Raw genomic sequence first — 20,000 nt, 5'->3', positions numbered from 1 at the left:
CCAATCTCTATAATCTAAATACTGTCAGATTATTTTATTCTTCGTCTTTCTTCTTTCCCATTGCAAAGAGTCCAAGAAGCGCTCCCACAACACCTGCTGTTGCAAGGGTTGCATTTTCCTTAGTACCTGTTTCAGGGAGAATATGTTGACGGCTTGCAGGCGCCTGATAAGTCTTATCTTGTGACATAGCGAGGGCTACAATCGACTGCTCATCTTTGTACTCTGGTACTTCATTGACAGCTGCTTCGGCTGCGTTCACGCCACCAGTATATTCTGAAACTTCGTGAACTGCTGCAAAGACTGCATTGGCACCACCTTTGTACTCTGGCACATCGTTAACCGCTGCTTCGACTGCATTCACACCACCAGTGTATTCTGGAACTTCGTGAACTGCTGGTTCGACTACATTCGCTCCTAAAGTATGTTCTGGTACTTCATGAACTGCTGCTTCAACTCCATTCACGCCTCCAGTGTATTCTGGAATTTCGTGAACTGCTGCTTCAACTCCATTCACGCCTCCAGTGTATTCTGGAATTTCGTGAACTGCTGCTTCAACTCCATTCACGCCGCCTGTGAACTCTGGAACTTCATGTATAGCTGGTTCTTCTCCATTCACACCACCTATGAACTCTGGAACTTCGTGTACAGCTGGTTCTGTCTTAGCGCTTTCAGCATCTGCCTTAGTCAATTGAATGCGGTATTCCTTAATATGTTTACCACTTTCTGAAACAAGATGAATCAAGACTGGAAGTTTATCATCACCACTATCAACAATAGTTGCTGCTACGTTTTCGCCAGTTTCTACTGTTACTTGAGGACGATTTCCACTGTAGGTTACTTGGTAATCCACACGATCTTCAGAGAAGTCAGCAATCTCTTTACCATTCACAAGAAGTTTTGCAGCTGTACTATCCTTAGGTTCTTCACTTGGAGCGATGAAGGCCATTTCTGTAATAGCTACACCCTTGGTATCTGCTTTTCTTTCCATGCGCCATCTCATTGCCTTAGCTTTGACTGGAGCAAAGGTTACATGGATATCGGTTCCCGCTTGAATATCTTGATCCGCACGGTATTCAACTTTCTCCCAGTTAGAAGGAGTGTTGAATGGATGTTCTGGATCGTATGGTTGGTAGTTAGAGTAGTATTCTGGTGAGGCAAATTCTGGTCCCACATAGCGCTCTAAGATTAGTTTAGAAGGTGCATCTGTTCCACCGTCTGAGAAGAATCGAATGCTTCCTTCAGCAACTGTACGTTCAACAATCTTACCAGCTTCTCTAAAGATAACCCCTACTGAAACTTCTGGATTATCAGATGGAGTTGGAGACCAGTTGGTCCAACGACGGGTTTCATCATCAGAACCATCGTTAACATAGTCCACACGGTCATGAGAATTTAGATCAATATCATTGGTTGCAGAAGCAAATGAACGGTTGCTATCGTCATCGAAGTCTGGGTTGTCTGATAGGTTTTCACCGAGTTTATCAGTCACACGTACTGCTACTTCAGCAGTTAAATCAGTACCTAAAACGCGACCATGAACTTTAAATTCACCTGCAGTTGCTAGATTTTCAGCTGGGACTGCTTCCCAATCAACAGCCAAGTCTTTCACTTCATAGTTAGATTTTCCTGTGAAGTAGACAGGAACTTTTGCTGGTAACTCAAGCGTTTGTCCTTTAGCAACCAAGCGAGAGGATTTGGCAACAGCAACAGGTTTACTTGCGAGCAAATCTTTATCATTTGTGAAGTGTAGACGATATTCACCTAGGATATCTCCGTTTTCAGCCTTGACAACAACACGAACTGGATCTCCTTCACCTACGCTTGGTACAACTGTTGCAATACCATTTTCAGTGACACTTGCTGTTACAGTTGGAGCTTTTCCTTGGCTTGCTTCTAGATAGTAGTCAGTCAAGCCTGGGTTAAAGTTTGGCAAATCTTTTCCATCTACTTGAATTTGCGCTTGAGCTTTCTTAGCTGCAGCTACTTGTTTAGAGAAGATTTGAATTTCTGTAATAGAAGTGCCCCATTTACCATCTGGTCTAACCATACGGATACGAACCGCATAGGTATTGACTTTATCAAAGCTAAAGTGAGTCATTTCTCCAGCTCTCACTTGATCTGGAGCTTTAAGATTTGTCACTTGTTTCCAATTATTGTCATCGTTAAAGACGTGGTCTTCACTAGCTACAAAGCTTGGGTTCTTAGGCACTGTTGGAACATCTTTACCTACATAGTATTCGATGACATAAGACTTAGGTGCACCAACACCGTGATCTTCGTGGAAGGCAACATTGAGGTTGTCAACCGAACGTTTAGATAGGATACCCGAATCACCAAAGAGAATACCTACTGACGCTTCACTTGTACGGTTCCAGTTTGTCCAACGGTTAGCTGGTTGGTTGTTGTATGAGATTAGTTTATCATTAACATTTGCTACTGAGTCACTTGGATTTGAGTCTGAAGCAAAGGCAAGTGGCAACTCTGAACCTGTCCATTGGTCAGAAATGTTAGCACCAGTTTCTGTCTGATCAGACACACGAACATGAAGTTTTGTTGGTAACTGAGTCCCTTCGACATGCCCTGTCACTGTAAAGCTACCTTCATTTGCATATTGACTTGGGTCAATAGCATCCCAAGTCACTTTAGCTGAAGATACTTGGCCGTTTGAGTGGTAAGTACGAACACTTTCTGGTAATTGAGGAGCTTCTGAAACTGGAGTTGTTGTAGTCACTTCTTCGACTGCAATGATACCTTCTACAGAAACTTTAGCATGAGCTTCGTTTTCAATTCCTTCTACTTTACCTAGAACATCAAAGCTGTGGTATTTAGCAAGGTCTTCCTTAGCAACTGCTTGCCAAGTCACCTTGTGAACTTTTGGAAATCCTTTATCGTACTCTACGGTTACAGTATCAGGGAGACTTGGTTCTTGGTTCAAACCTGTCACGACGCTAACTGGACGAATGGCTTTGACAACTTTATTTTCAGTATTTGCCTGAATGTTCAAGTCAATCTGACCTTCAGCTCCTTCAAATTGAGCTTTCAGAGTTACTTGACCAGGTTTGTGCAATTCAAGCATGCCTTTACGAACAGCTACGTCTCCTTCACCTGTAGTTGAGAAGGTCACCTTATCGGCTTTCAAGACTGCCTGAGTACCATCTTGATAGTGAGCAAATACCTTGATACCAACTGTTTGGTCTTCTTTCAGAGCATCTGCATTTTCAACTTCTAGGCTCAAACGTTCAATCTGCGGAGCTTCTTGTAAGAATTGGATAGCATATGTTTGAACAGCTCCACCATCATTTGGTTGAATATAAATGCTTGCACGCATACCATTTGCTTCGTTAGCTTGAATAACTGTTACTTGAGCATTTTCAGCTAAAGCTTTGACTTCAGGTAAAGCAGTTCCATAAGCAAGTTTATGGTATAGAACTGGATGGTCAGTTGAGAGACCTTCTACAGCTTTGTCTGCTACTGTTACAGTCGGTACTACTGGACCAGCAGCTTGACCTTCGGCAACTACGAATGTAGCAGCGATTTCATCATCACCTGAAATTCCTTTAACTTGAATGCGAGAACCTGGGATAGCTAGTTTAGCTTGATCTTCAGCTGCAACTTCCCACTTATCAACGTCATAGCTTCCTACAGTACCATCTGACAACACATAGGTAACAGATTTGTCAACTTTACTTAGATCTGTAGTTGGTGCAATTCTCTTAACTACAGGTAATTCTGTTTCGAGTGCCAAGACTTCAACACGCGCTTCTACATCGCGACCATCTGCCACACCTTTAACAGTAAAAATACCAGGTTGGTTGACATCAACTGCTGACCATTCTACTGGAAGTTTTGCACGGCTGCCATCACTGTAGATAAATCCTACTTTTGAAGGCATTTTCGCTGCTTGACCGATTACTGTACGTACTTTAGGCACCTCTGTACCTAAAACAGTCTTTTCCTCTTGGTCTTTCTTACCTGTGAAGATAGTTGTTTGACCAGATTTCAAGAAATCAGAGTGAGCAGTCAAGGTGAATTTACCTGCTTGCTCAGTTGATTTGACAATCACAACACCCTTACCATTAAAGGCTTTGCGAATCCATGAACCGTCTGCTTGTTCTTTGTAACGTTCACGACTAGCTTGTTCTCCGTTGTCTACACCGACAATCTGACCTTGTCCATGCAACTGGAAGCGAACAAGGTTATTGGCTGTAGGAACTACGTTACCTTTACTGTCAACAATTTCGTAGTAGATATAAGTGAGGTCTTTTCCGTCAGCTGCGATAGCATTTTCTTCTTTGACCAAACGAACCCCTGCAGGTTCGCCAGCAGTCACAATCTTATCACGAGCAATAATATTTCCAGCTTCATCACGAGCTACTGCTTCTAATGTACCTGGTTCAAAAGCAACCTTCCATTCAAGGTAGAGCTCATTCGCATTAGCACCTTCTTGGTAAGTACGGCCATCGCTTGTTTGTTTTTTAGTAAATGTCTTCTTGCCTAGAGTTTCACCATTCAAGTATAGTTCTACACTTGCAGCGTTAGAATAGGCACGTACTGGAATCTTACCATCTGCATCCGCTACATTCGCTTTTAGAGTAGGATTTTCCCAGTTCCAGTGAGGAAGCAAGTGAACCATTGGTTTCTTCTGAGCAGAAACCCATTGGCTTTGGTACAAGTAGTAATCATTCTTTGGAATACCAGCTGTATCTACGATACCAAAGTAAGAACTCTTAACTGGAGTTTGGTTTTGGTTGTGCCATGGAGTAGGTTCACCTATATAGTCAGTACCTGTCCAGATGAACTGACCTGCATAGCCAGCATTGTCACGGTCAAAAGTCCAAGAAGCAGTAGCTGTTTTACCCCAACCAACACGGTCGTTACCGTAGTCTGATTGCTCATAATGACGGTAAGCTTGATTGCTATGTACCAATTCACGTTCTGGGCGGAAATAACTTCCACGTGTACGAGTAGCTGAAGACGTTTCAGATCCGTAAATCAACCAATTTGGATGTTTCGCACGAAGTTTCTTGTAGTTATCTTCTGAATAGTTAAATCCAACCGCGTCAAGTTCATTGGCAATCTTTTCATGGTCACCACTACCATCACCAAAGCGGAACTTATCTGCTCCCATAGTGACATAGCGTGTCTTATCAACAGCCTTAATAACTTGAACCAAGCGTTTAACAGTTGCTAAAGAACGAGGTTTCCCGTCTGCTTCACCGATTTCATTACCGATAGACCACATAACGATAGCAGGGTTGTTCTTTCCTCGTTCAACCATGGTACGAAGGTCAAAATCAGACCATTTTTCACCTTTCTTAGCATCTGGGTGAGTAGCATCTTTATCAAAGAAGCGACCGTAGTCATACTGTTTCTTACCACCGTACCAAGTATCGAAGGCTTCTTCTTGGACCAACAAACCAAGCTCTGCGGCGATCTGTAAAGTTTGCTCACTAGCTGGGTTGTGAGTTGTACGGATAGAGTTGACACCCATATCCTTCATTTGTTTCAGACGACGGTATTCAGCCTTATAGTTTTCTTCAGCACCTAGAGCCCCGTGGTCATGGTGAAGAGAAACCCCATGGAATTTAATGCGTTCACCATTCAAAGAGAAGCCTTCATTTGGTGTCCAATTGTAATAACGGTAACCAAACAAATCTTTCTTAGCATCGACCAATTGACCATCACGATAGACACGAGTCACCAATTCGTAAAGAGCTGGTTGGTCGCTATGTACTGTCCAAAGTTTTGGCTTATCAACTTGCAAAATAGCATTCAAGCTAGCTGATTGATGAGCTTTCAATACTTGACTAGCTGTACGTACTAGCTCAGTTACAGCTTGACCATTACGTTCGATAATTTGGTATTCAGCAAGAATTTCATGATCTTTATCATCAGTATTGACAATCTTACTGGTTACATGAGTATCAACCTTGCCGTTCTGTTGTTTTTCAAGGTCTGGTGTTAAGATAGTTGTTCCATTTTTCTCAGTATGGACCTTATCTGTGACTTGAAGAGTAACATCACGGTAAATTCCACTTCCTGAGTACCAACGGCTACTTGGTTGTTTATTAATGGCATGCACTGCTACGACATTTTCGCGACCGTCTTTATGGAGATAGTCAGTGATGTCATATGAGAATTGGTTGTAACCATTTGGATAGTGACCAACTAGCTGTCCATTTACATAAACCTGAGAATCCATGTAAACCCCATCAAATGTGATACGAACATTCTTATTGAGGTCTTCTTCATCGAGTTTAAAGGTCTTACGGTACCAAGCATCACCACCATTGAGTTGGCCACCTTCGTTTTGGGCAGGTGAGTCATGGTCAAAGTCATTGTAGATACTCCAGTCATGAGGAAGGTCTAATTTCTTCCAACTAGAAACATTGGCATCTGGCTTGACCGCATCTTTAGCATTGGCATTGAGCTTGAAATGCCAGTTTTGATTGAATTCTACTTTTCTATCCTCAATCAACTGTTTTACCTCATCATTAGTTGCAGGTTTGAGCTCTGGTTTTTCTGTTTGAGCAGATTGATCCTGAGTCACAGCTGGAGCTTGCTTTTCTACATCAGAGATTTCTTTTTTCTCAGGAGTAGTCTCAGTAGTTGGGGCTTCCTCTTTTTTATCTACTTCATGATTAGTTTCTACTGCTTCACTGGTAACAGTTTCTGTTGTTACAGGTTGTTCAAAAGCTTTTGAATCTACAGCCTCCTCTTTAGGAGTTTCTTTCTCCACTTTTTCTGTAGCAACTGCAATTGGAGTTTCATCAGCTGAAACTGGGGTTGCACTAGCTACACTTGCTCCAAATAAGACTGAGCATGTCCCGATAAGCACTGAGCATGTCCCGACCGTGAATTTACGGATGCTATAGACACTTTTACGATTCCAATGATCTTTTCCCATAGGGTTCTCCTTATTAAGTAACCGCTTCCATTTTTGTCAAAAGCGCTTTACTTTTGTTGTATTTATTACTTCTATTCTATAAAATAATATAGGAAACATCAATAGAATCTCTATAAAAATCATACTTTTGATTCTTTTTTCTATAATTTGTAGAAAACTTTGAAAATCTGAATGTACATTTAGAAAAATACATTAAAACAGCTGTTTCACTTATAGAAACAGCTGTTACTGAAAAACTATTCTGAATTTACCTTCGATTACTGACTATTCTTCTTTTAACATGTTTAGCATTTCATTTTTACGTTCTTCTAGCTCTGCAATTTGCTGGAGTAAAAGTCCCGAAAAATCACAATTAAGCTCTGCCGTTTCTCCACTGTTATACCAATCCAAAGCTACTATGTGATTGTCCTTATCAAAGCAGAAAATTACATCTCCATCCCCGATGACAGACAGAAATGGAATATAATCCTCAAAGCCCAGAGCGTGTAATTCCTTGGTTTTAATTCGAATATCTAAGAAATCTGGGATGCCATTTGCAATTCCAAAAACCTTAATACCTCGGCAGAAGGTCCAAAAAGGGGCTACATCGTAAGCCTTGGCTCTTGGCCATAGCTCTTCCCTGACTTCCATAAAGAGACCTCCCAGAGCTGACATGGTGAATTCTCTGAAATCTTCTGGAAGACGAATGCCATATTGAGTTTCAAAATCCTGAACATCTTCTTCCGATGGTTCATTGCCCATGCAAGCGACAACTTGATAAGTGTCCTTATCATAGTGACGAAAATAATCATAAACTTCCTTGAGTGCCATTATTTTAATCCTTTTTTACTCAGAAATATAGACTACAAATCCATCTGGTAAGATGATTTGTTGTCCTTCCTTAACCTGACAATGACTCGCTAAATCAACTGAATATCTATCCAAGACAAAATTTTCCTTAGACTGATTAAAGATAGCCTGAACTTCTTTTCCTTCGTGGCTCCACTTCAAGGAAAGAATATCTGGTTTCACTTCTTCTAGCTTATTGATTCCATATTGAATAATGCTTGAAATTTCCTTACGGACCTTGATTAATTTCTTCATGAAATTCAGCATATCATTGTCCCCAGAAACACGATCCCATGGCATGACACGACGGCAATCGGGATCTGGTCCACCTTTAAGTGCCAGCTCTGTTCCATAATAGATACAAGGAGCCCCTTTTTGAAGATAGAGGAAGGCGAGAGCAGCTTTGACATGCTGGATATTTCCTTTAGCGGTCGTGAGGATCCGCTCTGTATCATGAGAATCTAAAAGGTTAAACATCACTTCCGAGATTTGTTGCTTGTAGTACATAGACTGGCTATTGATTTCTGAAATGAACTGCTCCGTCTTTTTAGTCTGACGCAAGAAATAGTCCTTGATACTTTCAGAAAGAGGGTAGTTCATGACAGCATGGAACTCATCCCCTTTTAGCCAAGGCTGAGACGTATGCCAGATTTCACCTAAAATATACAAATCAGGTTTTTTAGCCAGAACTGCCTTTCTGAAATCTCTCCAGAACTGGTGGTCAATTTCATTGGCAACGTCCAAGCGCCAAGCATCAATATCAAAATTCTCAATCCAATAGGTCGCAACACTTAAAAGAAATTCTTTAACTTCCGGGTTGGCTGTATTTAACTTAGGCATATAGCTAGCAAAGGCAAAGGTATGATAAGGTAATTCTCTGGCCTTCTTAAGCTTATCCTCAGTAATTGGAAATTCTTGAATATGGAACCAATCCTTATAAGCTGACTTTTCTCCATTCTTCAGAACATCTTGCCACTGAGCCGACTGATAACCGATATGATTAAACACCGCATCTAGCATAATCTTGATGTCACGTTTATGAGCTTCATCGACTAGATTACGAAAGACTTCCTTGTCTCCAAAGTGACGGTCAATTTCAAAATAATCCGTCGTATCATATTTGTGGTTGGTCGTAGCTTCAAAAATCGGACAGAGATAAAGCCCAGTGATTCCCAAATCTTTTAGATAGTCTAGATGATCGATAATCCCTTGCAAGTCTCCACCAAAAAAGTCATCTCTTTCAGGTGCAATCTCTGCATCCCACTCTCGAGCTCCATCTGGAGTTAGGTTTGGATTTCCATTAGCAAAGCGTTCTGGAAAAATCTGATACCAAACAGTATTTGAAACCCAACTTGGAACCTGACAACCATCGATTTCGTGAATGTAAGGAAGCTTGAAACCATTACCTTCAGCATCCAAGTTTTCCTGAGTATATTCTACACATCCCTTATCACCGTAATAAACACCTTGACCTTCTTTATCAAGGAGCTCAAAGAGATATTGAATGCGTGCAAAATCAACGGAGACCGTGACCTGCCAATAATCAAATAAAGCATCCGAGGTTACTTTAGTCATTTCTTTCTTGGCTTCATACTTATCCTCGATGAAGATAAAGGGATCTCCATAATGTAAAATGACCTGCTGGACATCATCTTTCTTGGTTCTGATTCGGATATGTAGCTGACCTTCTTTGTAAAGATAAGCATACTCTGATTCTGGTCTATGATAAATGGCTGTTAATTCCATGTCTTGTCTCCTATAATCAATAAAAACGCAAACGTTTTCATAAACGATATTTCTAGTATACTATTTTACAAGTTAAATTGCAATACTGGGTCAAGTTTCACAAGAAAACAGCTCAAATTAGATACTGTAGACTAATCAAGAAATTTCAGCACCTATCAATAAAAAGCTCCCAAACTCAGCCTCACAGCCTAGTCAATCTGACAAAGAGCAAGTTCTTTTAATCCTCTGTCGTACAGGAAGGTTAAACAAAAGTTGTCTGTTATATTTTGAACCTTGTGTTTACTCATTCCTCTAGGCAAGGCTATATCGCACAATTCTCTTGTTGCCAGAGAAAATAGCTTTTGCTTGCCCTTCCAGTCATCATTTTTAAATAGGGGGCTCAGGATAAGATAAGGCGAATCCGTAAAAATTCCATTGACACCAGCTTTTTTGCCTAAAGCCTTTAAATGTTCAGATTCTAATAACTTTTCGATAATACGACCATCACTAGAGATTTTAACTAGGGCATAATAGTCCATGCCCCATTTATTGACAGAGGTTTGACTTTCTCCAGAGCTAAAGGCATAAAGCTCTTGCTGCCAATATTTCAGACTATCGATTTTAGGACAAGCATCAGAGTTCGTGTCGTGGTAGTTTAAAGCTTTTTTATCAATATGCGAATAAGTGGTCCACTTCGCCTGCTTGTTCTCTCTATCAAATTCTAAAAGGGCAAAGTTTCTTGCCTGATTTGTATAAACTTGATCTTCAAAACACACGGGTATCTGGTCGCTATCTGATACTATTTGAAAATATCTCTCTTGTGCCTTTTTAGGAAGTATACTTTGCGAATCCTTTATGGCAATGATTCCTGGATGAGAAAAATCACCAGTATAATAGACTATTTCCTTGCCAGCCTTGATGATGCCAATATTTTGTCCATCTGTATAGAGTAGAGGCTCTTCCTCCCAAACATGGTTACAAGCCCAAGCATCTATCTCCTTGACTCCCAAAGGAGACACTTCTAGCAGACAGTAGCGATTAAAAGCTTCCTTCTCACTGGTCAATACAAAGGCTCTACCATCATGTAACATGACAGAATTGAAAACACTATTGTAGTCCTTGTCTAGTTCCCATTTGTTCAATAGGCTTAACTTTAACTTCCCCATTTTCTTCCTCCTAATACTCAATGAACATCAAAGAGCAAACTAGGAAGCTAGCCAAAGGCTGTACTCGAATACGGCAAGGCGAAGCTGACGTGGTTTGAATTTGATTTTTGAAGAGTATAAACAATCACCAGTCATTGATGGCAAATAGAATGGCTAATCGAATATTTCTGAGCAACTGATCCGAAAGTTCATCGTATACTTGACCCAGTCCTTTATCTTGTGCAAGCCAGCCAGGTTCATCATTCCAGGAGCCCATTGCTCCAAAAACATCCGCTGCACTTGCAGCTCTAAATATGCTTAGATGTTGCGGTGGAATTTGAGGTTCTGCCAGTCCTTTACCAGATTCTGGGTCTAGCAAAAAGTTTCTGGCAGAGTGAAAGACTTTTGCAAAGTTCTCACATTCAATTTTACTTGCTAGATTTTCTATACGAGTCAATATGTCCTTAAATTCTTCCATATTATTTTCATAGTGGGGAAGGTCTTGAAAAGGCCTTTCCCATTCATACTCGGTATAGGTAACATCCCAGCCCTTGCCTGGGGAAGCAACGTCCCAATTTGGTAGGAAATAACTTGCCTTCCCATCTTTATAAAAACAGAGAATTGAACTCTGTGTTGTATTGGAAAATCCTAAAATACCTCTGTCTTCAACTGAAATAGGACAAAATAATTTTAAGTCCTTCAAACCTTTTTCCTTAAGGTTTTCAAACCAATCAGATACAGAAAGTTCTGTAGCTTCCCCATTTTCTGACGGCAAAATTTGAAAGCTCAACTTATTTGTATATTTTTCAGGCTTATAGCATATTTCTTTGCCACTTTTTAAAGCCTTCCTAGCGGCTGCTACGATACAGGCTATTTGATACATTTGTCCGTTCATACGATCTCATCCATTATCCCTTCAATCAGATTTGTAAGGCTTTTAGCCGCATAGATCACCTGGTCAGGATCATGGATGTAGCAAATAACCTGTCCTTCCTGACCCTCCTGGTCTGGATCAAAATCCAGCATAAGATAACAAGAGTCACAATACTGAGCAAAAGGAAGCCATTTTTTATTAAAAAGATAAGACTTAATTCTACTATCATGCATGTTTTCTAGGTCTTGACTAGAAAAATAGTCGGGAAATTCTGTTAACAGAGCATCTCTATTTTGAAAGTACTTTTTACATGCCTCAATTTCCTGTAGACTCATGAGAGAAAAAGTCAGCTCTCTCTGGTCAATCACACAAGGTAAAATAGAGAAGTATTTACTCCCATTTTTGTAGCTATAAAGCTCTTTGAAGTCACTAGGTAGACGAATACCAAGTCTTTCCTCAAAAGCTTGAAGCTCTTCCTCGGAAGCACCAGAATTTTTTTGATAATCAGCCGGGTATTCCTCTTCCGCAGGATCATCCAAATCCCAGTCTTCAAAATACTCACAAATATAAGTTTCTATTTTTTTAACTTTGTCAATTAGTTGCATAAGAGCCCCCCTTTTTGATTTCTCTTAACCTTCAAGAATTTCTTGTAAGTGTCTAGACATATTGCAGATAAATTCTTTAAAGCTACAAATATCACTTATAGTTTCGTGTTCCTCATCGTAAAAAGCTACTTTATTTGTCTTTGGATGCCAAATGATATAGATATGAGTATAATCTCCGGTTGACCGTGAAATACGGAGAAATTTTTTACGACCTTTTTTTAAGGGAATTGTTTGCATGAGAGGGAAAAACTCTATCCACTTAAAATCACAGTTAGTAAGTTCAAAATATAAGTCTTGACTCATAAGAAAATCGGTAAGTTCCCGAGGCAGTTTAAATGGTTTTAGTTCATCCAATTTATTGCGTAAATTATGAAATTCTACTGGCTCTAGTTTTTGAAAGTATTCTGCCATCTCTTGATCCCCCTTTTCGATAGCGATACTATAAGGTCTCATACCATCTTTTTCAGTGAGAGTCACGTCCGCCCCGTGCTCTACAAGGTATTTACACATATCTAGGTCAACATATCTTGCAGCTACACAGAGAGGCGTTGGCTTAAAGGGATAAACCGAGTCGGAGGCATTATAGTTTATATCAACTCCATTTTTAATAAAAAAATCTAGCACCTGATAATTTCTATCTGCAACGGCTCTCCTAAATGCTTTTCCGCCATATTTTTCGACACTATGTCCTAATGCATGGATAATAGCTAGATTATCAAACTTATTTCCAAATAAGGCTTCTTGAAAGGCTTCCGACTTTACAGCATTTACACTATGAATCTTTGCTCCATGTTCCATAAGATACTTGATGAACGTACCATCACAATACCTGACAGCCAACAAAAATGAAGGGTTATTTTTTACATTTAAATTAGCCCCCTTTTCCACTAGCCATTTTAGGGAGTCAAAATTTCCTGTAATCAAGGATAAATCAATTGGGCTTAGAGAGGTATACTTGCTGATTTCTATTTCTTGGTCAATATCCCAACCACTTGCAAGATATTGGTCTAAGGCCAAGGTGTCTCCCTCTATGATGTCCTTAACAAGTTGTGGAACCGATTTAAATTCTCCAATATTTTTTAATGTAATCATTGTCAAACTCTTATTCTTTTTACCGATTATAACTTGGTTCTTTTAGGTCAATTGGGTTAGGATTTTGCTTAATCCAAGCAAGAGCCAATTGGCAGAGACGGTCTAGACTGGCTTCATCATCATTCTCTTTGCTATGGATTTGCGCAATGACTTGCTTGATTTCTTCCAATTCTTGATCTGAAAGAGAGCTTCCTAAAGACAGGTAGTGAGGCATAGCCTGTAGCATCTTGCGGTAATCCCTGTCCCAGTTTGCCCCACCATTGCGATCCAGTTCATCTCGAACTCTGCCTGGTATACGGATAACTTCCCCCTGAACAGTTTTGGCTGCTCCACTTGAAGGAATCAAGAAGGACCATAGTTCCTCATATTGCTCCTCCCAAATTCCTTCTTTGACCAAGATTGGTTCACTGCCATCATGGGTTATTCGTTTGGCGACTGGCTTAACATCAAACAAAGCATAAAGTTTTTCTAGACCCTGATCTGCTGCTTCTAGATAGTCGGGATTGATTCCTTCTCTATGAAACTCAAAATCCTTGCCGATTTGCTCAACTCTTTCCTTCATTTTAGAGGTTTTCTTAGCACCAGCATCCAGAAGCATAGATGCGATTTCAGCAGTTTGGGCAATATAGATCCCCCGACAAACCATCAAGACTGAAGCTAGTGGGGTTCTTCCCATATCATTTTTAGCATTGACATTTGCTCCCTTGTCAATTAAAAATTTGACTGTTCTAGGATGAAAAAATTCAGCTGCCATATGTAGAGGGGTATCGCCATAGTTATTGGGCTTTTCAATGTCTGCCCCCAATTCACACAAGAGTTTTACTGTATCTCTCCCCAAGATTGCTTGACGGTATAAAGGAGTCGCTCCATAATAATCAGGGATATTGATATCTAAGCCTTGTTCGATAAGCCAAATAACCAATTCATCCGGGACTCCTCCCATATGAAGTGGTGTACATAAGCTAAATCTTCCATCATGTGCGGTTAATTCACAACGATTATAGACTGCTTTAAGGGCTTCAATATTTCCTTCATCCATTAAATCATTAAACTCTTTTGGTAATGTAACTCTTTTCTTTGCCATCTTTAGTTCCTTTCTTCTGATACATCATCTAGGGCAAGCCAATGAAGATTGTCAACAGTTTTCAAATTCAGGACTTGTCCATCATAATCATTTTTCAACTCAAGACCGTCTTGCTCAATAGATATATTATTGTACCAGTGGTCTAGGCTGGCGTATTTCCCCATATGAATGTTGATGAGTATACTGGTTATCGGATCCCACGTTCCTTTCTTAACAGTTTCAGCTAAAAGATAGTAAGCGTCTAAAAATATGAGATTTCTCCCATAGATCCAAAAGGGCAGTTCAAGTTCTAACAAAGGCAACTTGGCAGAAAAAATCTCATCCCCGTGGGGTGGCACGGTTTCATAATGAAATTCTATCTCACTGCCATAATAGGCAATCAAGGTTCCCTGACATCCAATATTTTGAGGAATTCCCTCCTCAGCTACTATAAATTCCATGACCTGCTCCTTCTATTTTCAATCATAAAATCCGACCAGACTCTGCCAGAATATCAAACTGGACGCATGGCCTATTCTAGTCATCAAGTGGATGAAGTCACTTTCACAACCCTTCCAAACTGCAGATTGAGCCGTTCCCATGGCTCTAACAAATGCTAGAAAATCTGGTGCCAGCCATATTTTTTCATCATAGGTCATCTCTGCATCAACAGCATAGACCGCCCCAGATTGATAATCCAGCAAAATAGTGTAGGGATCTCCATTTGCAATGATGATCAAGCTGCTTTCTTGTAGAGTTGAGTAATCATAGTATTCCAAATTGCGAATGATCAGCCAAGTAAGACTAGTGCCGTCCCCATATCCAAATTGGTAACTTAAAAAACCTATCTGCCCCCAGTTATAGGCCAGAATATACTTCCTAAAAATCGGATTCAAATCTTGGATTTGAAGTTGGCTTTTCAAACGATCCAGTTCAGACACTGGCAAATCTGTTTTATTCAGGACAATCCCTTCTCTTATCTCAGGGTCCAGTCCTTGTGTTTCTTCTTGGGTAAGGGAAATGATTTGGTCAATTGTCAATAATTCCATTGTCGACCTCCGACTATATATAGGTCATTATCTAGGGTAAGTTAGCTGGTTTGGGACTTCATTTTTCTAATGAACTTTCTTATCTCTATTATACCTCAAAGCTATCTAATAAGGGAAAACTACCAGTATTTTCAGGGATTATTTTTGATGAATAGTCGCCCAAAGTTATAGAAAAAAACCATTCCTCAAGGGAACAGCTTCATCACTTATAATTAAAGGTCTCTCCAGCCAATTTATCTGCTAACTTGGGAAAGAGAATATAAAACTTATGGGCTAAATTTAGCAAGGCTGGGAGATTGAGCTCGCGTTTGTTTTTTCCTATGGTCTTAACAATTTTTTTAGCTACTGCATCTGGCTCGAGTAGGAAGCGGTCGACCGATTTGAGGTAGGTCCCATCTGGGTCTGCCTGGTCAAAAAATCCTGTACGGATAGGTCCAGGATTAACCGTCGTCACATAAACACCATGGGGCATGAGTTCAAGACGCAAAGCATTTGAAAAACCGATGGCCGCAAACTTAGTCGCTGAGTAAAGACTGGACTTGCCAGTCGCTATCAATCCTGCCATACTAACGATATTGATGATATGGCCTTTTCGTGTCTCCTTCATACGAACTCCAACCAAACGAGACAGATTCATTAAAGCAAAGGTGTTAACCTCAAACATCTGATGAATATCTTGATCAGAAATCTTGTCAAAATCTTCAAAGATCCCGTAGCCAGCGTTGTTAATCAAGACATCAATCTTGCCATAACGCTGATAGAGCTCGGCTACTAGGCCTTCTAGGGCTTGAGCATCGGTAATATCCATCTCGACCAATTCTGCATGTGGATGATTCCCGTATAGCTGAACTAGTTTTTCCTTATTTCTGCCGAGTAAGATGAGTTGGTCATCTGGTAAGAGTTTGACCATTTCTTGGGCTAGACCTCCGCTAGCTCCTGTTATGAGAACAGTACGCATACTTTTCCTTTCTCAATCTTCTAGATTTCCACTTCTTCCAAATCTTTAACTACATGGACATTTTCAAAAATTGTTGCCGCATCTTTCTTAAGCTGGCTAATGTCTTTTGAGAGGAAGCGTGCACTGATATGGTTGAGCAAGAGTCGTTTGGCTCCTGCTTCTGTTGCAACCTGCGCAGCTTGCATATTTGTTGAGTGACCGTGATTGTGGGCAATCTTCTCATCACCCTTGCCATAAGTTGATTCATGGACAAGAACATCTGCATTGACAGCTAGACGCACACTGGCATTGGTCTTTCTAGTATCACCTAAAATGGTGATAATCTTACCAGGTCGCGGTGCTGAGATATAGTCTGCTGCCTTGATCTCGGTGCCGTCTTCTAGGACAACATCCTGACCGTTTTTGATTTTTCCAAAGAGTGGTCCAAAAGGTACACCAGCAGCCTTGAGCTTCTCAGCATCCAGAGTGCCTTCTAGGTCTTTTTGCATGACACGGTAGCCCACACAGAAAATAGTGTGATCCAACTCTTCCGCATACACCGTGAATTTATCTGTTTCGAGAATTTTCCCTAGAGAATCTTGGTCAAACTCATGGAAATGAATACGGTAAGGCAAACGAGAGCCTGACACACGAAGGCTGGTCAAGACGAAAGACTTAATGCCTTGGGGACCATAGATTTCTAAATCTGTCTGCTCTTCATTTGCTTGAAAGGCACGGCTAGAAAGAAATCCAGGTAAACCAAAGATATGGTCTCCATGCAAGTGAGTGATAAAAATTTTGCTGACCTTCCGTGGTCGAATCGTAGTTTCCAGAATGCGATTTTGCGTTCCTTCTCCACAGTCAAAGAGCCAAACTTCGTTAATCTCGTCCAAGAGTTTCAGGGCAAGGCTTGAAACGTTGCGGGCTTTAGAGGGCTGACCAGCCCCCGTTCCTAAAAATTGAATATCCATTCGATACTTTCTAATTAATCAATATATAACATAGCGGTACGGTTTTCCGAGCGATAATAAAGCTTACCAGAAAAAGCTCTAGCTTCTTGCAGTAAATCCTCTTGGCTATATCCCTTAAGTCGCTTTCTTCCATCTGCTAAATTTTCCAAATCTGTCAAAGCTGTGAGATTTTCCAGGCTGACTACTTCCTCTTCTCCGATTGCCTTCATGTAAATTTTCCCAGACTCCTCAAAAACTAGCTGATGGGGAAAAATTTGCGCAATCTCAAAAAGTAACTCATCCGTAATTGCTTCCTCGTTCTCTGAGAAAACCCTTCCCAGTCCTTCACTCTCGTAGCAAAATCCAAAGGATTTACCAGATAGGTTAAGGCGAATAAAAGGCTTATTCTCTATGGTAAAACTTGGCTCAGCATTGTAGAGGTTCAGTTCTTGGCTGACTTCTGCAAAATAATCGGTCGCAGCCTCTGGGCTCTTTTTCTGGTAGAGCTCGGCAAAGTAGGCATTCACTACGCTAGGTGGAGGTGTAATGAGAGCTAGTTGCTCCTCTTCAGACCTACCAGCTAAAAGTTGGTCCAGATAGACCTTGTCTAGACTTGTATAGCCACCATACTTGAGAGCTAATGTTTTGATATCAGTCATAAAATTCCTCTAATCTCCATTTGTTTCTATCTGCAATGTAGCCAGTGATGACCTCACAGTCATCTTGGTAGTCACGCTCTTCTAGAATCGCAACACTTTCCAAATCATGAATCTTATAAGACTTAGAAAAAGACACGCGCAGAGTAAAGGGTTCAAAAATTTCCTTAATCTTATCCAGCAATAAAGCTTGCAACTGTTCGCGACTATCCGCAGACTTGGCAGAAATCAATGCATATGGGGTTTGAGTTGGTGTGAAATTCTCTACTAAATCCGCTTTATTATAAAGGGTCAGGCGAGGAATATCCTCCATATCCAAATCTTTCATGATAGACAGAACTGTTTTTTCATGTTCCTCGTGATAAGGATTGCTGGCATCAATAACATGGACCAAGAGGTCTACATGCTTGCTTTCTTCCAAGGTCGACTTGAAACTAGATACCAACTCTGTCGGCAGATCTTGAATAAATCCAACGGTATCAGTTAAAGTCACCTGAAGATTGCCCCCCAGATGGATGCTTTTAGTTGTTGCATCTAGAGTTGCAAAAAGCTCATCTGCTTCATACTGGGTCTTGCTGGTCAAAGTGTTCATAATAGTTGACTTCCCAGCATTGGTGTAACCAATCAAACCAATCTTAAAGGTGCTTGACTCCAATCGTTTTTCTCGAACTGTCGCTCGATTTTTCTCAACCACCTTGAGCTGACGCTCGATATCTGTAATCTGGTTGCGAACGCTTCGACGGTTAAGCTCCAGCTGACTTTCACCAGGTCCACGGGAACCAATACCCCCTGCCTGACGGCTGAGCATAATCCCCTGACCAACTAGACGAGGTAGGAGGTATTTAAGCTGTGCCAGATGAACTTGGAGCTTCCCTTCATGACTGCGAGCTCGCATGGCAAAAATATCCAAAATCAACTGCATCCGGTCAATGACCTTGACCCCTAGAACTTCCTCTAAATTGACATTTTGTCGAGGAGTCAGACGGTTGTTGACGATGACAGTCGTGATTTCCTCTGCGTCCACCATTTGAGCTATTTCTTCTAACTTACCAGAACCGACGAAGGTCTTAGAATCATACTTTTCACGTTTTTGTCTGTAGCTATCCACTACAACTGCTCCAGCCGTCTTGGCCAAACTAGCCAGTTCTTCCATGGAGAGGTCAAAATTATCCATGCCTTGGAGTTCAACACCAATCAGTAGGACTCGCTCCTCTTTTTTTTCCGTTTCAATCATTTAAAAACTCCTCAATCTGGTTTAAAATACGGTCTTTCACACCAGATTCTCCTATCTGATAAAAGGTGACCTGCATGCGATTACGGAACCAGGTTAGCTGACGCTTGGCAAAACGGCGTGTCGCCTGTTTGAGACTCTCGCTAGCCTCCTCCAAACTTTGCTCCCCTCGAAAATAAGGAAATAGTTCCTTGTAGCCAATACCTTTAGCAGCCTGCACATCTGGATAATGCTCAAACAACCACTTGGCTTCATCCAATAATCCAGCTTCAAACATCAAATCCACACGATGGTTAATCCGTTCATACAATTGACTGCGCTCATCATCCAAGCAAATAATCAGTGGCTCATATAAAGTCTCTTGATTTTCCAAATCTTGAGCAAAATGGGCAATTTCCAAGGCACGCATGGCACGACGACGGTTAAACTGGGGAATTTCAAGGCCTGCTTGATCCACCAAATGGGCTAACTCCTCATCCGAAAAAGGCTCTAGACTAGCGCGATAGGCTAAAATATCCTCATGTGGTGTCTCTCCACCTAAATGATATCCTTCTAGCAGACTTTGGATATAAAGTCCTGTCCCACCAGCAATAATAGCAAGTTTCCCACGACTTTGAATGTCCTCAATGGCTACCTTAGCTTCTGAAACAAAATCAAAAGCCGAGTAAGACTCGGTTACATCTCTCACATCGATTAAATGATGAGGGACAGTTGCCTGCTCCTCTGGACTAGCCTTGGCAGTCCCAATATCTAGGCCTCGGTAGACTTGTTGGCTATCTCCACTAACTACTTCGCCGTTAAATCGCTGAGCAACTTCAATGGCAAGTGCAGTCTTTCCAACAGCTGTTGGACCAACAATCACAATTATTTTTGTTTTCATCGTTTTTCCTTGAAAAATTCCCATTTTTTCGTTACTATTATTATATCACAAAATGGAC

General features: G+C 40.9%; 15 protein-coding genes. All 15 read right to left on the bottom strand.

Features of this window, described 5'->3' with window-relative positions; translation table 11 throughout:
* Positions 1–34 precede the first annotated feature (34 nt).
* The 15 genes from bgaA to miaA all read right to left on the bottom strand — a co-directional run bounded on the left by bgaA (position 35) and on the right by miaA (position 19,942).
* Positions 35–6,907 carry an LPXTG-anchored adhesin/beta-galactosidase BgaA gene (gene bgaA, locus QM810_RS00135; protein ID WP_414253405.1) on the bottom strand — a complete coding sequence of 2,291 codons (6,873 nt, stop codon included), beginning with the start codon at positions 6,905–6,907 and terminating at the stop codon, positions 35–37.
* 264 nt (positions 6,908–7,171) lie between these two features.
* On the bottom strand, positions 7,172–7,717 hold the full coding sequence (locus tag QM810_RS00130; RefSeq protein ID WP_414253404.1) for an SMI1/KNR4 family protein: 546 nt from the start codon (positions 7,715–7,717) through the stop codon (positions 7,172–7,174).
* 15 nt (positions 7,718–7,732) lie between these two features.
* The gene (locus QM810_RS00125; RefSeq protein WP_414253403.1) at positions 7,733–9,481 is read right to left on the bottom strand and encodes a glycoside hydrolase family 13 protein; all 1,749 of its coding nucleotides are present in this window, start codon (positions 9,479–9,481) and stop codon (positions 7,733–7,735) included.
* A 188-nt stretch (positions 9,482–9,669) separates the two neighbouring features.
* On the bottom strand, positions 9,670–10,626 hold the full coding sequence (locus tag QM810_RS00120; RefSeq protein WP_414253402.1) for a hypothetical protein: 957 nt from the start codon (positions 10,624–10,626) through the stop codon (positions 9,670–9,672).
* 124 nt (positions 10,627–10,750) lie between these two features.
* Positions 10,751–11,500 carry a hypothetical protein gene (locus QM810_RS00115; protein ID WP_414253401.1) on the bottom strand — a complete coding sequence of 250 codons (750 nt, stop codon included), beginning with the start codon at positions 11,498–11,500 and terminating at the stop codon, positions 10,751–10,753.
* Positions 11,497–12,084, bottom strand: a complete 588-nt coding sequence (locus QM810_RS00110) for an SMI1/KNR4 family protein (RefSeq protein ID WP_414253400.1) — start codon at positions 12,082–12,084, stop codon at positions 11,497–11,499. Before QM810_RS00110 ends, QM810_RS00115 begins: the two co-directional genes overlap by 4 nt.
* A 24-nt stretch (positions 12,085–12,108) precedes the next feature.
* Positions 12,109–13,176 (bottom strand): ankyrin repeat domain-containing protein, encoded by a 1,068-nt coding sequence (locus QM810_RS00105; RefSeq protein WP_414253399.1) that lies wholly within the window; start codon positions 13,174–13,176, stop codon positions 12,109–12,111.
* Between the two features lie 19 nt (positions 13,177–13,195).
* Positions 13,196–14,260 (bottom strand): ankyrin repeat domain-containing protein, encoded by a 1,065-nt coding sequence (locus tag QM810_RS00100; protein WP_414253398.1) that lies wholly within the window; start codon positions 14,258–14,260, stop codon positions 13,196–13,198.
* A 2-nt stretch (positions 14,261–14,262) separates the two neighbouring features.
* Positions 14,263–14,700 (bottom strand): hypothetical protein, encoded by a 438-nt coding sequence (locus tag QM810_RS00095; RefSeq protein WP_414253397.1) that lies wholly within the window; start codon positions 14,698–14,700, stop codon positions 14,263–14,265.
* An 18-nt stretch (positions 14,701–14,718) separates the two neighbouring features.
* Positions 14,719–15,288, bottom strand: a complete 570-nt coding sequence (locus tag QM810_RS00090) for an SMI1/KNR4 family protein (protein WP_414253396.1) — start codon at positions 15,286–15,288, stop codon at positions 14,719–14,721.
* Between the two features lie 202 nt (positions 15,289–15,490).
* Positions 15,491–16,246 (bottom strand): SDR family NAD(P)-dependent oxidoreductase, encoded by a 756-nt coding sequence (locus tag QM810_RS00085; protein WP_414253395.1) that lies wholly within the window; start codon positions 16,244–16,246, stop codon positions 15,491–15,493.
* A gap of 20 nt (positions 16,247–16,266) precedes the next feature.
* Positions 16,267–17,196: a ribonuclease Z gene (gene rnz / locus QM810_RS00080; RefSeq protein WP_414253394.1), complete on the bottom strand. Its 930-nt coding sequence runs from the start codon at positions 17,194–17,196 to the stop codon at positions 16,267–16,269.
* 14 nt (positions 17,197–17,210) lie between these two features.
* On the bottom strand, positions 17,211–17,834 hold the full coding sequence (locus QM810_RS00075) for a cystathionine beta-lyase (protein ID WP_414253393.1): 624 nt from the start codon (positions 17,832–17,834) through the stop codon (positions 17,211–17,213).
* Complete coding sequence (gene hflX, locus QM810_RS00070) at positions 17,827–19,065, bottom strand: GTPase HflX (RefSeq protein ID WP_414253392.1); 1,239 nt, start codon at positions 19,063–19,065, stop codon at positions 17,827–17,829. Before hflX ends, QM810_RS00075 begins: the two co-directional genes overlap by 8 nt.
* Positions 19,058–19,942 (bottom strand): tRNA (adenosine(37)-N6)-dimethylallyltransferase MiaA, encoded by an 885-nt coding sequence (gene miaA, locus QM810_RS00065; RefSeq protein WP_414253391.1) that lies wholly within the window; start codon positions 19,940–19,942, stop codon positions 19,058–19,060. The genes hflX and miaA overlap by 8 nt, the downstream gene beginning before the upstream one ends.
* Positions 19,943–20,000 lie beyond the last annotated feature (58 nt).

This window comes from Streptococcus infantis, assembly GCF_047464155.1.
GTDB classification, from domain to species: Bacteria; Bacillota; Bacilli; order Lactobacillales; family Streptococcaceae; genus Streptococcus; species Streptococcus infantis_U.
Note: the sequence above shows the minus strand (reverse complement) of the source record. Positions and strands in the feature narration are given on the sequence as shown.

Coding starts and splice junctions, on each gene's coding strand:
- QM810_RS00115 (WP_414253401.1), bottom strand. CDS start 11,500: ATGAACGGACAAATGTATCAAATAGCCTGTATCGTAGCAGCCGCTAGG.
- QM810_RS00130 (WP_414253404.1), bottom strand. CDS start 7,717: ATGGCACTCAAGGAAGTTTATGATTATTTTCGTCACTATGATAAGGAC.
- QM810_RS00125 (WP_414253403.1), bottom strand. CDS start 9,481: ATGGAATTAACAGCCATTTATCATAGACCAGAATCAGAGTATGCTTAT.
- QM810_RS00075 (WP_414253393.1), bottom strand. CDS start 17,834: ATGACTGATATCAAAACATTAGCTCTCAAGTATGGTGGCTATACAAGT.
- QM810_RS00105 (WP_414253399.1), bottom strand. CDS start 13,176: ATGATTACATTAAAAAATATTGGAGAATTTAAATCGGTTCCACAACTT.
- hflX (WP_414253392.1), bottom strand. CDS start 19,065: ATGATTGAAACGGAAAAAAAAGAGGAGCGAGTCCTACTGATTGGTGTT.
- QM810_RS00100 (WP_414253398.1), bottom strand. CDS start 14,260: ATGGCAAAGAAAAGAGTTACATTACCAAAAGAGTTTAATGATTTAATG.
- miaA (WP_414253391.1), bottom strand. CDS start 19,942: ATGAAAACAAAAATAATTGTGATTGTTGGTCCAACAGCTGTTGGAAAG.
- QM810_RS00095 (WP_414253397.1), bottom strand. CDS start 14,700: ATGGAATTTATAGTAGCTGAGGAGGGAATTCCTCAAAATATTGGATGT.
- QM810_RS00120 (WP_414253402.1), bottom strand. CDS start 10,626: ATGGGGAAGTTAAAGTTAAGCCTATTGAACAAATGGGAACTAGACAAG.
- QM810_RS00090 (WP_414253396.1), bottom strand. CDS start 15,288: ATGGAATTATTGACAATTGACCAAATCATTTCCCTTACCCAAGAAGAA.
- bgaA (WP_414253405.1), bottom strand. CDS start 6,907: ATGGGAAAAGATCATTGGAATCGTAAAAGTGTCTATAGCATCCGTAAA.
- QM810_RS00085 (WP_414253395.1), bottom strand. CDS start 16,246: ATGCGTACTGTTCTCATAACAGGAGCTAGCGGAGGTCTAGCCCAAGAA.
- rnz (WP_414253394.1), bottom strand. CDS start 17,196: ATGGATATTCAATTTTTAGGAACGGGGGCTGGTCAGCCCTCTAAAGCC.
- QM810_RS00110 (WP_414253400.1), bottom strand. CDS start 12,084: ATGCAACTAATTGACAAAGTTAAAAAAATAGAAACTTATATTTGTGAG.